18 protein-coding genes and 1 riboswitch are annotated in these 15634 nt (G+C 54.4%); of the genes, 15 read left to right on the forward strand and 3 right to left on the reverse strand.

The genetic code is table 11. The features are described from left to right. Both QZ197_RS03255 and fabA read right to left on the reverse strand, forming a co-directional pair. On the reverse strand, positions 1-260 hold a 260-nt coding region (locus tag QZ197_RS03255; RefSeq protein WP_296429985.1), incomplete at its 3' end, for a beta-ketoacyl synthase N-terminal-like domain-containing protein. Between the two features lie 40 nt (positions 261-300). After that, positions 301-810: a bifunctional 3-hydroxydecanoyl-ACP dehydratase/trans-2-decenoyl-ACP isomerase gene (gene fabA, locus QZ197_RS03260; protein ID WP_296429989.1), complete on the reverse strand. Its 510-nt coding sequence runs from the start codon at positions 808-810 to the stop codon at positions 301-303. A 150-nt stretch (positions 811-960) separates the two neighbouring features. Here fabA and irr point away from each other — a divergent pair, with 150 nt between their 5' ends. After that, positions 961-1377 (forward strand): Fur family transcriptional regulator Irr, encoded by a 417-nt coding sequence (gene irr / locus QZ197_RS03265; RefSeq protein ID WP_296429994.1) that lies wholly within the window; start codon positions 961-963, stop codon positions 1375-1377. An 82-nt stretch (positions 1378-1459) separates the two neighbouring features. After that, complete coding sequence (locus tag QZ197_RS03270) at positions 1460-2038, forward strand: transposase (RefSeq protein WP_296429997.1); 579 nt, start codon at positions 1460-1462, stop codon at positions 2036-2038. Here the strand turns inward: QZ197_RS03270 and QZ197_RS03275 are convergent. After that, positions 1944-2807 (reverse strand): hypothetical protein, encoded by an 864-nt coding sequence (locus QZ197_RS03275; protein WP_296429999.1) that lies wholly within the window; start codon positions 2805-2807, stop codon positions 1944-1946. The two genes, QZ197_RS03270 and QZ197_RS03275, sit on opposite strands and share 95 nt — an antisense overlap. A gap of 112 nt (positions 2808-2919) precedes the next feature. Between QZ197_RS03275 and miaB the strand changes: the two genes are divergently transcribed. From miaB to QZ197_RS03340, 13 genes are all read left to right on the forward strand, one after another. Then, positions 2920-4227, forward strand: coding sequence for a tRNA (N6-isopentenyl adenosine(37)-C2)-methylthiotransferase MiaB (gene miaB, locus QZ197_RS03280; RefSeq protein ID WP_296430002.1), 1308 nt, complete (start codon positions 2920-2922; stop codon positions 4225-4227). A gap of 132 nt (positions 4228-4359) precedes the next feature. Continuing rightward, positions 4360-5361 (forward strand): PhoH family protein, encoded by a 1002-nt coding sequence (locus QZ197_RS03285; protein ID WP_296430006.1) that lies wholly within the window; start codon positions 4360-4362, stop codon positions 5359-5361. Positions 5362-5405: 44 nt separating this feature from the next. Next, entirely contained in the window at positions 5406-5894 is a 489-nt protein-coding gene (ybeY, locus tag QZ197_RS03290; RefSeq protein WP_296430008.1) for an rRNA maturation RNase YbeY, read from the forward strand. Positions 5895-5927: 33 nt separating this feature from the next. Continuing rightward, the gene (locus tag QZ197_RS03295) at positions 5928-6815 is read left to right on the forward strand and encodes a CBS domain-containing protein (protein WP_296430010.1); all 888 of its coding nucleotides are present in this window, start codon (positions 5928-5930) and stop codon (positions 6813-6815) included. After that, positions 6808-8307: an apolipoprotein N-acyltransferase gene (gene lnt / locus QZ197_RS03300; RefSeq protein ID WP_296430013.1), complete on the forward strand. Its 1500-nt coding sequence runs from the start codon at positions 6808-6810 to the stop codon at positions 8305-8307. Before QZ197_RS03295 ends, lnt begins: the two co-directional genes overlap by 8 nt. A 32-nt stretch (positions 8308-8339) precedes the next feature. Beyond that, positions 8340-8387, forward strand: a riboswitch (SAM-SAH riboswitch). Positions 8388-8394: 7 nt separating this feature from the next. Further along, positions 8395-9576 (forward strand): methionine adenosyltransferase, encoded by a 1182-nt coding sequence (gene metK / locus QZ197_RS03305; RefSeq protein WP_296430015.1) that lies wholly within the window; start codon positions 8395-8397, stop codon positions 9574-9576. An 85-nt stretch (positions 9577-9661) separates the two neighbouring features. Beyond that, on the forward strand, positions 9662-10375 hold the full coding sequence (trmB, locus tag QZ197_RS03310; protein ID WP_296430017.1) for a tRNA (guanosine(46)-N7)-methyltransferase TrmB: 714 nt from the start codon (positions 9662-9664) through the stop codon (positions 10373-10375). Between the two features lie 105 nt (positions 10376-10480). Beyond that, entirely contained in the window at positions 10481-11833 is a 1353-nt protein-coding gene (gene aroA, locus QZ197_RS03315; RefSeq protein ID WP_296430019.1) for a 3-phosphoshikimate 1-carboxyvinyltransferase, read from the forward strand. After that, positions 11830-12438, forward strand: a complete 609-nt coding sequence (gene cmk, locus QZ197_RS03320) for a (d)CMP kinase (RefSeq protein WP_296430023.1) — start codon at positions 11830-11832, stop codon at positions 12436-12438. Before aroA ends, cmk begins: the two co-directional genes overlap by 4 nt. A gap of 78 nt (positions 12439-12516) precedes the next feature. Further along, on the forward strand, positions 12517-13035 hold the full coding sequence (locus QZ197_RS03325) for a hypothetical protein (RefSeq protein WP_296430026.1): 519 nt from the start codon (positions 12517-12519) through the stop codon (positions 13033-13035). A gap of 12 nt (positions 13036-13047) precedes the next feature. Then, positions 13048-13674: a chloramphenicol acetyltransferase gene (locus QZ197_RS03330; protein ID WP_296430028.1), complete on the forward strand. Its 627-nt coding sequence runs from the start codon at positions 13048-13050 to the stop codon at positions 13672-13674. 78 nt (positions 13675-13752) lie between these two features. Further along, positions 13753-14652, forward strand: a complete 900-nt coding sequence (locus QZ197_RS03335) for a DMT family transporter (RefSeq protein WP_296430031.1) — start codon at positions 13753-13755, stop codon at positions 14650-14652. Positions 14653-14927: 275 nt separating this feature from the next. After that, positions 14928-15634, forward strand: a 707-nt coding sequence (locus QZ197_RS03340) for a S1 RNA-binding domain-containing protein (RefSeq protein WP_296430034.1), incomplete at its 3' end; no start/stop codon positions are given.

Here is a 15634-nt window from a genome sequence, read left to right on the forward strand (position 1 = left end):
CCGGCGTCGACAATGGCCTGTCCCATGGCGATGTGCGCGTATGCCGCACCCGGCCCCATAAACCGCAACGTCCGTTTATCGACGTGGTCTTTGATATCAATCTTGAGGGTGCCCGCGATCTGGCTGCGAAATCCATGCTCTGCCATTTCGGCAGACGCTTCGATCCCTGATTTACCAGCTTTGAGCGATGCCAAAACCTCATCCGCATTATTCCCGATCGGCGATACGATCCCGAGACCTGTGATAACGACACGGCGCATGGGCACCTCTCCTTTGTGTTGGGCGTAGAATTGTGAAGGCTTAGCTTTCGGACAAAGCGACCTTCATATCTTTCACGATGTAAATGACCTCGCCGTCGGCTTCGACGATGCCGTCAGCAACACCCATCGTCAGGCGACGGGTTTGGATGGCTTTGGTGAAATCAATCTTATATGTCAGCATCTTACGGTCGGGGCGCACCATGCCTGTCAGCTTGACCTCGCCAACACCCAGCGCATAACCGCGCCCTTGCCAGCCGCGCCAGCCAAGGTTGAAACCGGTCAGCTGCCACAGACCATCAAGGCCCAAACAGCCCGGCATGATCGGGTTTCCGGGGAAGTGGCAATCAAAAAACCACAGGTCCGGCGTGATATCGAACTCAGCCACAACATGGCCTTTGCCGTGTGCGCCACCGTCGCCAGAGATGTCCGTAATCCGGTCCATCATCAGCATTGGCGGGGCGGGCAATTGGGCGTTGCCCTCGCCAAACAGCTCTCCGCGGGCGCATTTGAGCAGGTCTTCTTTGTCAAAACTCGAGGGATAATCGGCCATGTCACTGGTCTCATTCTTGTTTACTGCATTGTGTGATCTCTAGCACTTGCTTGATTATAAGAGCAAGTCCGCCGGCTTTTTCACTGTTTTCATTTGATCAACGCGACATTCTTCCCATATATATGAGAACAGTTATCAAAAAGAGCAGTCATGACCGATATTGTAGTACAGCGCAGCGCAGATTGGTTGTCCGGAGCAGGGCTTCGCCCCACACGGCAGCGTATGACGTTGGCGTCGCTTTTGGTCGGTGATGGGCAAGATCGTCATGTGACAGCAGAAAGCTTGTTTGATGCAGCCACTGATGCGGACGAAAAGGTGTCTCTTGCGACTGTCTACAACACATTGCGTGCGTTTTGCGATGTTGGGTTGATGCGCGAGATTACAGTTGACGGATCAAAAAGCTATTTTGATACGAACATGACGGATCATCCCCATTTTTATTGGGAAGATACTGCAAAGCTTACTGATGCCCCGGCCGAGCAGCTTGAAATCAGACATTTGCCAGATGCGCCCGAAGGCGCAGAGATTGCGTCGGTTGATGTGGTGATCAGGTTGCGTCGCAAGTAGATTTCGGAAGGTGGATCATGATCCACCATACCTGCTGCAAACCTTTTACTGATAATTAACCTTGCTGCCGCAACCTGCGGGCATGTCAAATTATTCCCGACTCAGGGTGCCCGGCGGCACCTATTTCTTCACTGTCCGGTTGCAGGATCAACAGTCTGACCTTTTGGTCAGCCGGATTGATGTGCTGCGCCATGCGACCCAGCTTTGTTTGAACCGTTGGCCGTTCAAGATCGATGCGGCTGTCATACTCCCCAATAAGCTACATATGATCTGGACCTTGCCGGACGGTGACGCCGATTATTCAAAGCGGTGGCGTATGATCAAAACGACGTTCTCGCGTCATGTTCCCGCGCCTGACTATGTGCCGCCAAGCCACCAACGGCGTGGCGAGAAAGGCATTTGGCAGCGTCGGTTTTGGGAACATTTGATCCGCGATGACGAAGATCTTGCATTGCACATGCATCTGATCCGCGCGGCACCTCTTCATGCGGGACTTGCGAAAGGGCCAAACACATGGCCGCATTCGTCCTTTTACAAAAGGCATGCGGTGCACAAGCGCCGCAAAGTTAGAACCATTGGCCCGGCTCCATCATCCCCAAGTCCAACAGTTGCTGCGAAGACCATTCGAAAGCAACAGATTGCGGCCAATGAAAGCTATTGATCACATCGCGGCTGCCCGGATTGCGGCGCAGTGCTTTTGCTGTTCGGAATGACGCAACTGCTGCGGTCAGGTTATTGTGCCAAGGACACGAATACGTATTGTACTCGGCGATATTGAAAGACCTGTCCGGCAGCATCTTAAGCCCCGGTTGCGCGCGAAAAAATGAGACGCGGTCGGTGCGTTGGCGATCCTTGGGGATGTGATCCTCGAACCGCCAGCGCAGGCCGCCGGCCACATCAAGCTGACGATCAAGCGTTTCGCCTGTCGCGTCCTTGCGGGCCAATGCGTAGTAGCCCGATTTGTCAAAACAAGCAGTGGCGCGATCAACGCCAGTCGGATTTGCGGTCAAATCGCGCGCATACAGGTCCACGACATAAGACATGACGCTGCCGCGCCGTTCTTCTTGCATGAAGTCCAGCATTTCGCGCACGTTGCGGTTTTCGCAAAACGGGTAGTAAAGGTATTCGCCGTTGTAACAGTAGTAAAACCAGGTGTCGGGCAGTGCTTTGATCAACGTATTCGCGATATCGGGCAAGGCGTTGTCGGCCGCCACGTCAAAGTCCACGCGGTGCAGGTTTGTGTTGTCTGTGCCCGGCACGACGATGTCGTTTGCGCAAAACGCGATTATGTCGCTGAACCCCAGCTTGCCCAAATGCGCCAACGTGCTGTCTACTTCGACCGCATCCTCGATCAACAACAGTGCAAACGGCCCATTGGTCAGGGGCCGTCTACTGTTGGCGACAAAGGCCGCAAGGTTGGGGTAATGCATCTGGTATGTGTCCGATCGGGTCTTGCGCAAAATCAGCTATATTCCGTCGCATTGCAAGCAACCGCACCAGTCGTTAGAAGGCGCTGTAGATCCCAATACATGAGCAGTCCGAATGTCCGCGCCAAAAAAGCTATATATCAAGACTTACGGTTGTCAGATGAATGTCTATGACAGCGAACGCATGGCCGAAGCGCTGGGCGGCAAAGGATATGTCGAAACGCTGACACCTGATGATGCGGATATGATTCTGCTGAACACTTGCCACATTCGCGAAAAAGCGGCTGAAAAGGTCTATTCAGAGTTGGGCCGCTTAAAGGGCTTGAAGGCGGCGAACCCTGATTTGAAAATCGGTGTGACGGGCTGCGTGGCGCAAGCCGAGGGCGAAGAGATTATCAGGCGCCAGCCGATGGTTGATTTGGTGGTTGGCCCGCAAAGCTATCATCGCTTACCTGCCATGGAAGAGGCTGTGCAGGCGGGCAAAAAAGCGCTCGATACTGATTTTCCCGATGATGACAAGTTCGACACGCTCAAGAAGCGCTCCAAGGCAAAGCGTGGTCCGACTGCATTTTTGACCGTTCAAGAAGGCTGCGACAAATTCTGTGCGTTCTGCGTCGTGCCTTACACGCGCGGTGCAGAGGTGTCGCGCCCAGCCGACCGCGTCGTGCGCGAGGCACAAGAACTGGTCGAAAGTGGCGTGAAAGAAATCACGCTGCTGGGCCAAAACGTCAACGCCTACCATGGCCACCCGCAAGGGCTGGCAGGTTTGATCTGGGAGCTCGACAAAGTCGACGGTTTGGAACGTATCCGTTTTACCACCTCGCACCCCAACGACATGGATGACGCATTAATCGAAGCACATGGCACATGTGACAAGCTGATGCCGTATCTGCATTTGCCTGTGCAATCGGGCTCTGACCGGATTTTGAAGGCGATGAACCGCAAGCATACCACCGAAAGCTATCTGCGTGTCATTGAACGTATCCGCGCCGCGCGCCCTGATTTGTTGTTGTCGGGTGACTTTATCGTGGGTTTCCCCGGAGAGACGGATCAGGACTTTGAAGATACGCTGCAACTGGTCCGCGATGTGCATTACGGGCAGGCCTATTCGTTTAAGTATTCCACCCGTCCGGGGACACCTGCAGCTGAAAAGCCGCAGCTTCCCGAAGATGTGATGAACGAACGTTTGCAGCGATTGCAGGCGTTGTTGCGCCAGCAGCAGCAGGAAACGCAAGCGTCGATGGTTGGCCGAGAAGTGAAGGTTCTGTTTGAAAAAGCCGGACGCGAAGCAGGACAGATGATCGGCAAGTCAGAGTATTTGCACGCCGTCTTTGCAGATGCGCCTGCGGATGTGATCGGACACGTGCGCCGCGTGAAAATTTTACAAGACAGCTCAAATTCGCTGAAAGGTGAATTATTGTAAGGTGGATCATGATCCACCTTACTTGATTAAACATCGGGCACATCCAAATAACCAACTTATCAAATGCACCTGATGCCTTGCGCCTTGCTGGCAGAGTTGCCAGAATAAAATATAACCTCAAAGGAGAGCTGATTGGCTATTGGTGCCCTGACCCCACCCGCTGACGCTGCCACAGAAACTCTGTTGGAATTCCCTGACAACTTTTTGTTGATCGATCTTTGCGGCGAATACGACCGCAACCTTTCCACAATCGAAGATCGCCTTGGCGTCCAAATCTTGCGACGTGGCAACCAGCTTGTCGTGATCGGCGAAGTTGAAGCCAGCAAAGATGCCGTACAGGTACTTCAATCGCTTTATAACAGACTTGAAGCTGGGCGCACGCTTGAAGCCGGTGATCTTGACCGTGAATTGCGGATGGGCCCAAAACCTGTGGGCAAAGGCGATCAAATCGAATTGTTCAAAGGTGACACGGCTCGTGTTGAAATCAAAACCCGCAAAAAGCTGGTTGAGCCGCGCACGGATGCACAAAAGGCCTATGTTAAATCGCTTTTTGCGAACGAGCTCGCTTTCGGAATTGGTCCTGCCGGTACCGGCAAAACATATCTCGCTGTGGCGGTTGGTGTGAATATGCTGATCAGTGGGCACGTGGATAAGATTATTTTGTCGCGCCCTGCCGTTGAGGCGGGCGAGAAACTTGGTTATTTGCCCGGCGACATGAAGGACAAAGTCGATCCTTACATGCAGCCGCTTTATGATGCGCTGAACGATTTTCTGCCGGGCAAGCAGTCTGCAAAAATGATGGAAGAAAAGGTAATCGAGATTGCACCTTTGGCTTTCATGCGCGGACGCACCTTGTCGAATGCATTTGTCGTATTGGACGAGGCGCAGAATGCGACAACCATGCAGATGAAGATGTTTTTGACCCGTTTGGGCGAAGGCTCGCGGATGGTGATCACAGGTGACCGCACCCAGATCGATTTGCCACGCGGCGTGAATTCAGGCCTTTGGGATGCAGAGCGTTTGCTCAAGGATATCTCAAAGATCAGCTTCAATTACTTCACATCCAAAGACGTAGTCCGCCATCCGTTAGTTGCGGCAATTATCGAAGCCTACGAAAAAGACGACAAGGTCTGAATGATGCCAAAAGCGGGCGATACCCGGCCCTTAAGGTCCGCGTTGTGACAGTTGATTGCATCATCGAAGATGACCGCTGGACTGACATTGACGCATTGGCGCAGATCGCGACAGATGCTGTTTTTGAACGGCTCGGCCTTGAGCCGTCAATCTTTGAGGTCAGCCTTTTAGCTTGCGATGATGCGCGTATCACCGCCCTGAACGCAGATTTTCGTGACAAGCCCGCGGCGACAAATGTGCTTAGCTGGCCTTCTGATGAGAGGGCGGCCGCCATCGATGGCGAGATGCCCGAACCGCCACAACCCGGTCCTGATCAGGAATTGGGCGATATCGCGATTGCCTATGATACATGCGCCCGCGAGGCCAGTGAGGCCGGAAAAACGATACGCGATCATACCCTTCATTTACTTGTGCATGGCACACTTCACTTGTTGGGTTTCGACCACGAGCGTGACCGTGACGCCACCCTGATGGAAGGGTTGGAAACAGAGATACTTGGCAAATTGGGCATTCGTGACCCATATAGGGGCTAGCAGGGTCATTTGACCCACATAGGTAAGGATAAAATGGGCGATACAGGCGACGGTTCTTCTAGTGCAGCGCAAAGCGCGCAAGAGGAAGAAATTGAAACATCACCGGGTCTTTTTACCCGAATGCGACAGGTGTTCAGCCCACCAGCCACCGCTGAGGTTACTGACGATACGCCGACCGACGCGATGCGTGCGGCCGGGTCCGTGCTTGGCATGCTCAACCTACGCCGCATGCGGGTCGAAGACGTGTCGATCCCCAAGCCTGACATTGTTGCGGTCAACGTCAACATCACCAAAGATGAACTGGTCAAAGTGTTTCGCGAAAGTGGCCTGACGCGTCTGCCTGTTTATGATGGTACACTCGACACACCAATCGGTATCGCAAACCTTAAAGACTTTGCATTGCTGCACGGCTTCAACGGTGACAGCCCGACGATGGATTTGCGTGAAATGGTGCGCCCATTGATTTTCGTCCCGCCTTCGATGCCTTTGGGTGTTTTGCTGCAAAAAATGCAGGCGGAACGTATTCACATGGCTTTGGTCATCGATGAATACGGTGGAACTGACGGATTGGTGACGATTGAAGATGTCATCGAACAGGTCGTTGGTGAAATCGAAGACGAACATGATATCGAAGAGGCCAAAAGTTGGATTTTGGAAAAGCCCGGTTGCTATTTGGCGCAAGCCCGCACTGATCTTGACGATTTCGAGGCCGAAATCGGGATGGTCCTGACTGATCACGAAGAAATTGACGAAGAAGAGATCGATACTTTGGGCGGACTTGTCACGATGCTAGCCGGGCACTTGCCTGCGCGTGGTGAGGTAATTTTACACCCTGATGGCCCTGAATTTGAGGTTGTCGACGCTGATCCACGCCGGATCAAACGTTTGCGTGTGCGACTTAGCCCTGCAAAGAATGGCTGACTTAGTCGCGCGGTTTCATCGGCGTCCAAAGTGGATCCGTTTTGGCGGGCTTGCCGTTTTGGGCGCGATTGCCGGATTGGGGCAGGCGCCGACTGACCTTTGGTTCATTACAGTCTCGGCGTTTGCGTTGGTTTTCGCGATTTACCCGATGGCAATTTCAGCGCGCCAGTCGGCATTCCATCTTTGGGCGTTCGGCCTTGGCTATTTCGCCTTCAGTCTGCGTTGGATCATCGAGCCGTTCTTGGTTGATATCGCCCGTCATGGTTGGATGGCCCCCTTTGCACTGTTTTTGATGGGGGCGGGGGCCGCGCTTTTCTGGGCAATTGCGGGCTGGCTTGCTGCAAGACTTGCACCACGCAGTGTCTTGATGCTTGCCCTTCTCTTGGTCGGAACCGAAGCGTTGCGGTCATTGATCCTGACTGGTTTTCCATGGGCGCTCATCGGTCACATCTGGGTGTCGACGCATTTGGCACAGTTGGCCGCGTTTGGCGGACCGCACTTATTGTCGCTGGTGACAGTCATGGCTGCGATGTGTGTGACGTCATTGGCCGACCGTACCCGCATTTTTGGGCTGGTTGGCTTAGGCACACTTGTTGCTTTGTCCTTTGTTGTGCGCCCGGGCCCGATGCCTCTATCCAGCGCCGATTTGCCGATTGTCCGATTGGTCCAGCCGAACGCCCCGCAACATCAAAAATGGGACCCGGCGTTTCGCGATGTATTTCTGAACCGGATGATCCAGTTGAGCGGGCAGGGCGAGGTGCCTGATCTGGTCGTCTGGCCCGAAACGGCGGTCCCCTATTTGTTGAATCAAATCGAAGATGACTTGCGTTTGTTCTCTGATGCGGCGCGCGGCGCACCTTTGGTGTTTGGTATCCAACGCCGCGATCCAGACCGCCGCGCCTACAACAGCCTTGTTGTGTTGGGGCAAGGGGGTGCTATCGAAAGCATCTATGACAAGCGCCATTTGGTCCCCTTTGGAGAGTATATTCCAGGCGCGCGCCTTCTTGGTCGGTTGGGTGCAACGGGATTGGCTAGCAATCTTGGCTCTGGCTTCACACCCGGCCAGCAGGTCGGAACTTTGACACTTCGGGGGATCGGTACAGCGGTGCCATTGATCTGCTACGAAGGTATTTTTGCAGAAGAAATCAGCTATGGCAGTGACCGTCCACGTCTGCTTTTGCTGATTACGAATGATGCGTGGTTTGGCAAGGGCGCGGGGCCACGACAACACCTTGCCCAAGCACGTTTGCGCGCGATTGAACAAGCCCTGCCAATGGTGCGTGTCGCCAATACCGGCATCAGCGCGATGATCGATGCAAAGGGGCGCATTACGGCGTCATTACCATTGGGTGTTGATGGTGCGATTGACGCGCCGTTGCCGCCTGCGCTGCCTGCGACTGTCTATAGCCGGACCGGGGATTGGCCGCTTTTGGGGCTGTTGGGTCTGCTTGCGCTGATTTGCCGCCTGAAACGAAGGCGCGACAGCGATTGACCTCACTGCGCGCTCGCCCTAGACGGGCACTTGTCCTGCTACAACGGCTTCCTGACGTGGCAGTTTAATTCATTGGAGCACTTCCCCATGGCACGCCAAAACTATATTTTCACTTCGGAATCTGTTTCCGAAGGCCACCCTGACAAGCTTTGCGACCGGATTTCCGACGCTGTTCTTGATGCTTTTCTGACCGAAGAACCCCAAGCACGCGTTGCATGCGAAACATTTGCAACGACCAACCGCGTCGTGATTGGCGGCGAGGTCGGGTTGTCTGATCAATCCAAGCTCAAAGATTATATGGGCCGCGTCGAAGGCATCGCGCGGGCATGTATCAAAGACATCGGCTACGAGCAGGAAAAATTCCACCACGCAACCTGCAAGATCACGAATCTTTTGCATGAGCAGTCAGCGCATATCGCCCAAGGCGTTGATGCGTCAGCGAGCAAAGACGAAGGCGCAGGCGACCAAGGTATCATGTTTGGTTACGCCACGACGGAAACCGCAGAGTTGATGCCTGCGCCGATCCAATATGCGCATGCGATTTTGCGCCGCTTGGCTGAAGTCCGCAAATCCGGCGAGGAGCCAACGCTGCGCCCGGATGCGAAAAGCCAAATATCATTGCGCTATGAAGGTGGAAAGCCGGTCGAGGTAACCTCGATTGTTTTGTCAACGCAGCATGCGCATGAAAGCCAGACCAGCGACGATATCCGTGCAATTGTCGAGCCCTATATTCGGGAAGTCATGCCGTCAGGATTGATCACAGAAAAGACCGAATGGTGGGTCAACCCAACAGGTACGTTTGTCATTGGTGGGCCTGACGGTGATGCAGGTTTGACCGGTCGTAAGATCATTGTGGATACCTATGGTGGCGCCGCCCCGCACGGTGGCGGTGCGTTTTCTGGGAAAGACCCGACAAAGGTCGACCGCTCGGCAGCTTATGTCGCGCGTTATTTGGCCAAGAATGTTGTGGCTTCTGGCATGGCAGAACGCTGCACAATCCAGTTAAGCTATGCGATTGGCGTGGCAAAACCCTTGTCGATTTATGCAGAAACACATGGAACTGGCGAAGTAGACCCAGAGGCGATCGAGCGTGCAATTGGTCAGGTGATTGACCTGACACCGCGCGGAATTCGCGAGCATTTGGGTTTGAACAGGCCGATTTATGAACGCACTGCGGCCTATGGGCATTTCGGGCGCGCGCCTGAGGCCGATGGCGGATTTAGCTGGGAACGGCTTGATCTTGTTGATGCACTCAAGGCGGCGGTCTGATCAAAATGCAAGGTGGGTCAAGACCCACCTTGCATTTGCATCTGCCTGATTGCGCAATGTGGACGCAGTTGGTAAGGCCCCCCGCATGAGTAAACCCAATCACCCCAATGGTGCGCCATGGCGCAATTTTTACGGCCGTTTTCGCGGCAAGACCATTCGCGCGTCACAGCATGACTATCTTGAAAACGATCTCGCGCCATTGTCGCCGGGTGCGATTTCTTGGGAAGAGAACCCCGATCGTCTCGCGCTTGATCTGACAAAGGTCTTTGGTGCGAAAGCTATCTGGCTTGAAATCGGATTTGGTGGTGGCGAGCATCTTGTACATATGGCCCAATTGAATCCAGAGATTGGGTTAGTTGGTTGTGAGCCGTTCATAAACGGTGTCGCTATGTTGCTTGGGAAAATCCGCAAGGCGGACGTTGATAATTTGCGTGTTTACCCCGGTGACGTGCGCAACCTTTTTGATGTTCTGCCAGATGAAACGTTAAGCAAGGTTTTCCTGAACTATCCGGACCCATGGCCGAAGAAGCGCCATCATCGTCGCCGGTTTGTGACACCAGAGCATCTTGCCCCATTGCACCGTGTCATGAAGCCTGGTGCAGAATTGCGTGTGGCAACTGACATCCCCGACTATGTCCGTCAAACGCTTGAGCAGGTGCCAAAGCAAGGCTTTGAATGGCTGGGCGACCGCCCGTCTGATTGGCGTGACCCCTGGTCTGACTGGACCTCTACCCGTTATGAGCAAAAAGCTTTGCGCGAAGGCCGCACCCCCCATTATCTGACGTTTCGCCGCTTGTGAGGGTTGGACCCTCCGGGGGGAGTTTTTTGGGCAAGATGATAGGCGGGCGATGGACCCGGACGGGACCCTGCGTTATCACCCGAAACAAGAGATAAGGAATATTCAATGTCAGGCCACGGTACCCCGATCCCAATGACATCCCGTCCATGTGGCCCCCTCGCGGGTGAGGCCAATGTGCCGGGCGACAAATCGATCTCGCATCGCTCTTTGATCCTTGGGGCGATGGCGGTTGGCGAAACCCACATCACCGGATTGTTAGAGGGTGAGGACGTTCTTGATACCGCAAAAGCCATGCAGGCGTTCGGGGCGACTGTCACGAACCATGGCGGCGGTAAGTGGACTGTGTCTGGCGTTGGTGTAGGCGGTTTTGCCGAGCCCGAGAATGTGATTGATTGCGGGAATTCTGGTACCGGTGTGCGCCTGATTATGGGCGCTATGGCAACTTGTCCGATCACGGTGACATTTACAGGTGATGCATCCTTGAATGGCCGCCCGATGGGGCGCGTGACCGATCCACTCGCTTTGTTTGGCACGCAGACTGTTGGTCGCACAGGGGGGCGTTTGCCGATGACCCTTGTGGGAGCCGCTGATCCTGTGCCTGTACGCTATGTTGTTCCTGTCCCGTCAGCGCAGGTGAAATCAGCCGTTCTGCTGGCCGGACTGAATGCGCCTGGTCAGACGGTTGTGATCGAAAAAGAAGCAACCCGCGACCATACAGAACGGATGCTGCAGGGATTTGGCGCTACTTTGACTGTTGTTGAGACTGACGAGGGTCGGGAAATTACTCTTGATGGGCAGCCGGAATTGCAGCCGCAGACCATTGTTGTCCCTCGTGATCCGTCGTCGGCGGCATTTCCGGTATGTGCCGCGATCATCGTGCCTGGCTCTGACGTGCTGGTCCCCAATATTGGTTTGAACCCGACCCGCGCCGGTTTGTTCACCACACTGCAAGAAATGGGCGCGAATTTGGTTTACGAAAACCTGCGCCAAGAAGGCGGCGAGCCTGTTGCGGATTTGCGCGCCAAGTTTTCACCGAACCTGCGCGGGATCGCCGTTCCGCCTGCGCGGGCCGCAAGTATGATCGATGAATATCCCGTGCTTTCGGTGGTCGCAGCGTTTGCGCAAGGCGTTACTGATATGCAGGGCGTCAAAGAACTGCGTGTCAAAGAAAGTGACCGCATTGATGCGATGGCCAAAGGTCTGCGCGCGGCAGGTGTGACCGTCGATGAAGGCCCTGATTGGTGGAAGGTTACTGGTCTTGGGCACGGCAATGTCCCTGGCGGGGTGACTGTTGCCAGCCAGTTGGATCACCGCATTGCGATGGCATTTATGGTTATGGGCATGGCGACACAAAATCCAATGAGCGTTGATGACGGCAGCCCGATTGCGACGTCTTTCCCGATCTTTGAAACCTTGATGGGTGATTTGGGTGCGCAAGTGGTGCGCGCTGCGAAATGACCTTTACCGTAGCCATTGACGGGCCGGCCGCTGCGGGCAAGGGGACGATTTCCAAGGCTGTCGCTGCGCATTTTGGTTTTGCGCATCTGGATACTGGCCTGCTTTACCGCGCCGTTGGTGCAAAGGTTTTGGCTGGTGAAGCTGCGATTGCTGCCGCTGAGGCGCTTGATCCCGCTGATCTGGAAAACGACGATTTGCGCACGCCTGCCGTCGCACAAGCAGCAAGCGAAGTAGCCGTGATCCCGCAGGTGCGTGCGGCATTGGTCGCATTTCAGCAGAATTTTGCGAGACGCGAAGGCGGCGCCGTACTGGATGGCCGCGATATCGGGACCGTGATTTGCCCGCACGCTGATGCCAAGCTGTTCGTGACCGCAAGTGCTGATTGCCGCGCGATGCGCCGGTTTGAGGAATTGACCGCGAAGGGCATGGATATTGCCTTTGAGACCGTTTTGGTGGACGTCAAAGAGCGCGATGCGCGTGATCGCAGCCGTGCGACTGCCCCTTTGGTCCCTGCGGACGATGCTGTATTGCTGGACACATCTGACCTGACGATTGATGACGCTGTTGCCCAAGCGATCGCGATTATCGAGGCCGCGCGCCGCTGATATTGCAATTCTTCACCAAAGCTTGCTTTGGGTGTGCACCGATCAAAGGCTAGTCTACCTGTAAAAGGAGATTGCCTTATGTTTCGTATACTAGCCCTGATGACCGTTATTTGGCCCGCAATGTTGTCTGCACAAGACGCAGAACCGCATATGACGTTGGACCGTATGGGCCAGATTGTTGAGGCGCTTGATCCGCAAGTATCAGTCTCAGACGCAGCATTTTCGTTCACAATTGATGACATTCCGGTTTTGATCGTGACGGATGTACGGGCCAACCGGATGCGGGCGATGGTGCCGATCCGGTCGGCTGATACGATGACAGCTGAGGAACTCCAGCGTGTGATGCAGGCCAATTTCGATAGCGCTCTTGATGCCCGCTATGCCATTGCACAGGGCCGCCTTTGGGGTGTTTATTTGCATCCGTTTAAAGAGCTGGAGCGAGATCAACTGATCTCGGGTATTGCGCAAACGGTCAATGTCGCGAAAACTTATGGCGCCCTTTATACCAGTGGTGCGGGCCAGTTTGGGGCGGGCGATAGTGGCGACTTGCTACACGACCTGATCGAAGAGTTGCTGGAAAAGGGCCAAGATATTTGATCAACTGTCCGCATGACGCATCAAATTATCAATCTTGAGACTTGGCCACGCGCCAAACAGTTTCACTTTTTCCGAACGTACAAACAGCCGCATTATGCGACTACGACACGTTTGGACGTAACGCATCTGATGGCGCGAAAGGCTGACGGCCTGTCGCCATACCGCAGCTGCCTTTTTGCAATTGGTGCGGGGCTGCACAAAGTGCCAGAGCTGTCCATGCGCTTTCGTGGAGAAACCGTTGTGGCACACGATATGATCACGCTGTCGATGACTGTGCCGACTGATGCTGGCAGTTTTGGATATGCTTATGTTCCGTTCGTTGCGGATTTCGGGACGTTTGAAAGCCAAGCCAAAATCCTGATTGAAGCGGTTGCCGCAGGTGATGCGCTGGATGCGAACAGCGGCGAGCGTGATGATTTGGCCTATCTGTCCTGCATGCCGTGGCTGGATTACACGTCGATAAACAATGCGCTGCCCGGACCAGATGACTGCATTCCGCGCATAACTTGGGGCAAGATCGTGGAACGGGACGGGCGTTGGGAAATGGCGATGACACTTGAGGTGCATCATGCGCTGGTGGACGGCGCCCAGGTCGGCGCGTATTTTGTAGCGGTTCAGGACGTGCTGGGCGCGTTGTAGATCAACGGCACCACTGCGGCAGATGATGCTTGCGTGATTGCTCCTGCGTCCCTACGGTTTCGATTGATCGGGGCCAATATGCCGGACAGAGACTGGATCATCATCATAACCTTAGGTTTCTTGTGGGGGACTTCGTTCTTCTTCAACGAGGTCCTATTGCGCGAGATGGGACCACTAGGTGTTTCATTTGCCCGTGTCGCAATGGCGGCGGTTTTTTGCTGGATTTGGCTGTTCGCAACGAGATGTAGTCCGCGTGTAGAAATGCGGCTGATGCCGCAATTCGCATTTTTAGGCGTTATGATGTTCGCTGTTCCGTTCGCCGTCTATCCGATCGGACAACAGTATGTCGCAAGTGGTATTGCAGGTATCGTCAACGCGTTGACGCCGGTTATGGTTGTAATCGTTTCCCATTTCTGGCCCGGTGGAGAGCGCGCAACCCTATTGAAATCACTTGGTGTGCTGGCCGGATTTCTTGGTATTTCCTTGCTGACTGTGCGAGCATTCGCATCCCAAGAGCAATCTCAGGTATGGGGCACTTTGTTGATTGTATTGGCGCCGGTCAGTTATGCGATTGCAATGAACTATATCCGCCGCTTGTACAGTATCAACGTGACCGTGGTGCTAGCTTGGTCGTTTAGTTTTGCGACCCTGTTCATGCTGCCTATCACAGGGTTCATTGAAGGTCTGCCAACGTCGCTATCACTCGTGACTTGGGCTGCTATTGCATTCTTGGGCTGCATCTTAACGGGCGCATCATTTTTGGTCGCGTTCCGTATCTTGCCAAGGGCTGGAGCGACGAAGACATCGACCGTGACGTTTATTGCGCCGGTTTCTGCTGTCTTGATTGGCTATTTTGTCCTGCAAGAAGAACTTGGTGCGCTGCATTTCGCCGGAATGGGAGCGATTTTCTTAGGCCTGCTTTTGATTGATGGTCGTTTGTTCAAGCGTTTTTCGATCGCGACTGCTCGATCTAATTGATACGTGCATAAACGGGTTCAGTGCTGCAAGCATCGCTGACAAAACACCCTCAAAACACCTTGCGTTGTTGACAAATTGGGCCTATACGCCGCTCTGTCGAAGTGTCGAGACAGGCGCGGACGTGAGACTTGAGCGGGGTCGGTAAGTTACCGGCCCTGTTGTTTTATGTTCCGCGAGCGCGCTTACGACCAATTGAAACCCAAAGACCGGCGGAGACAACCGCACGGCCCGTATAAAACGAAACGTTAGGAAAACGACGCCACATGGCTAATACAATGGAAGAGTTTGAAGCACTCCTTAATGAAAGCTTCGAAATGGACACGCCCGCTGAGGGTTCAGTTGTCAAAGGCAAGGTTATCGCGATCGAAGCGGGCCAAGCCATCATCGACGTCGGCTACAAGATGGAAGGCCGCGTTGATATTAAAGAATTCGCAAATCCAGGTGAAGAAGCCGAACTGGCTGTTGGCGACACTGTCGAAGTGTTCCTGCGTCAGGTCGAAAACGCCCGTGGCGAAGCTGTTATCTCTCGCGAGATGGCGCGCCGCGAAGAAGCGTGGGACCGTCTGGAAAAAGCATATGCTGACGAAGAGCGCGTCGATGGCGCAATCTTTGGCCGCGTAAAAGGTGGCTTTACTGTCGACCTCGGCGGCGCTGTTGCGTTCTTGCCAGGTTCTCAGGTTGATGTGCGCCCTGTGCGTGACGCGGGCCCATTGATGGGTCTAAAGCAGCCGTTCCAAATCCTGAAAATGGACCGTCGTCGTGGCAACATCGTTGTATCCCGTCGTGCAATCCTTGAAGAATCCCGTGCAGAGCAGCGCGCCGAAGTTATCGGCAACCTGACTGAGGGCCAAGAAGTTGACGGCGTCGTCAAGAACATCACCGAATACGGTGCGTTCGTTGACTTGGGCGGTGTTGACGGTTTGTTGCACGTGACTGACATGGCATGGCGCCGTGTGAACCACCCATCCGAGATCCTCACAAT

It is taken from the genome of Yoonia sp. (assembly GCF_017854415.1).
GTDB lineage: Bacteria > Pseudomonadota > Alphaproteobacteria > Rhodobacterales > Rhodobacteraceae > Yoonia.

Excerpts from the sequence above, each read along its gene's own strand:
- fabA (WP_296429989.1), bottom strand. The coding sequence starts at position 810 with ATGGCCGATTATCCCTCGAGTTTTGACAAAGAAGACCTGCTCAAATGC.
- irr (WP_296429994.1), top strand. The coding sequence starts at position 961 with ATGACCGATATTGTAGTACAGCGCAGCGCAGATTGGTTGTCCGGAGCA.
- QZ197_RS03270 (WP_296429997.1), top strand. The coding sequence starts at position 1,460 with ATGTCAAATTATTCCCGACTCAGGGTGCCCGGCGGCACCTATTTCTTC.
- QZ197_RS03275 (WP_296429999.1), bottom strand. The coding sequence starts at position 2,807 with ATGCATTACCCCAACCTTGCGGCCTTTGTCGCCAACAGTAGACGGCCC.
- miaB (WP_296430002.1), top strand. The coding sequence starts at position 2,920 with ATGTCCGCGCCAAAAAAGCTATATATCAAGACTTACGGTTGTCAGATG.
- QZ197_RS03295 (WP_296430010.1), top strand. The coding sequence starts at position 5,928 with ATGGGCGATACAGGCGACGGTTCTTCTAGTGCAGCGCAAAGCGCGCAA.
- lnt (WP_296430013.1), top strand. The coding sequence starts at position 6,808 with ATGGCTGACTTAGTCGCGCGGTTTCATCGGCGTCCAAAGTGGATCCGT.
- metK (WP_296430015.1), top strand. The coding sequence starts at position 8,395 with ATGGCACGCCAAAACTATATTTTCACTTCGGAATCTGTTTCCGAAGGC.
- trmB (WP_296430017.1), top strand. The coding sequence starts at position 9,662 with ATGAGTAAACCCAATCACCCCAATGGTGCGCCATGGCGCAATTTTTAC.
- aroA (WP_296430019.1), top strand. The coding sequence starts at position 10,481 with ATGTCAGGCCACGGTACCCCGATCCCAATGACATCCCGTCCATGTGGC.
- cmk (WP_296430023.1), top strand. The coding sequence starts at position 11,830 with ATGACCTTTACCGTAGCCATTGACGGGCCGGCCGCTGCGGGCAAGGGG.
- QZ197_RS03325 (WP_296430026.1), top strand. The coding sequence starts at position 12,517 with ATGTTTCGTATACTAGCCCTGATGACCGTTATTTGGCCCGCAATGTTG.
- QZ197_RS03330 (WP_296430028.1), top strand. The coding sequence starts at position 13,048 with ATGACGCATCAAATTATCAATCTTGAGACTTGGCCACGCGCCAAACAG.
- QZ197_RS03335 (WP_296430031.1), top strand. The coding sequence starts at position 13,753 with ATGCCGGACAGAGACTGGATCATCATCATAACCTTAGGTTTCTTGTGG.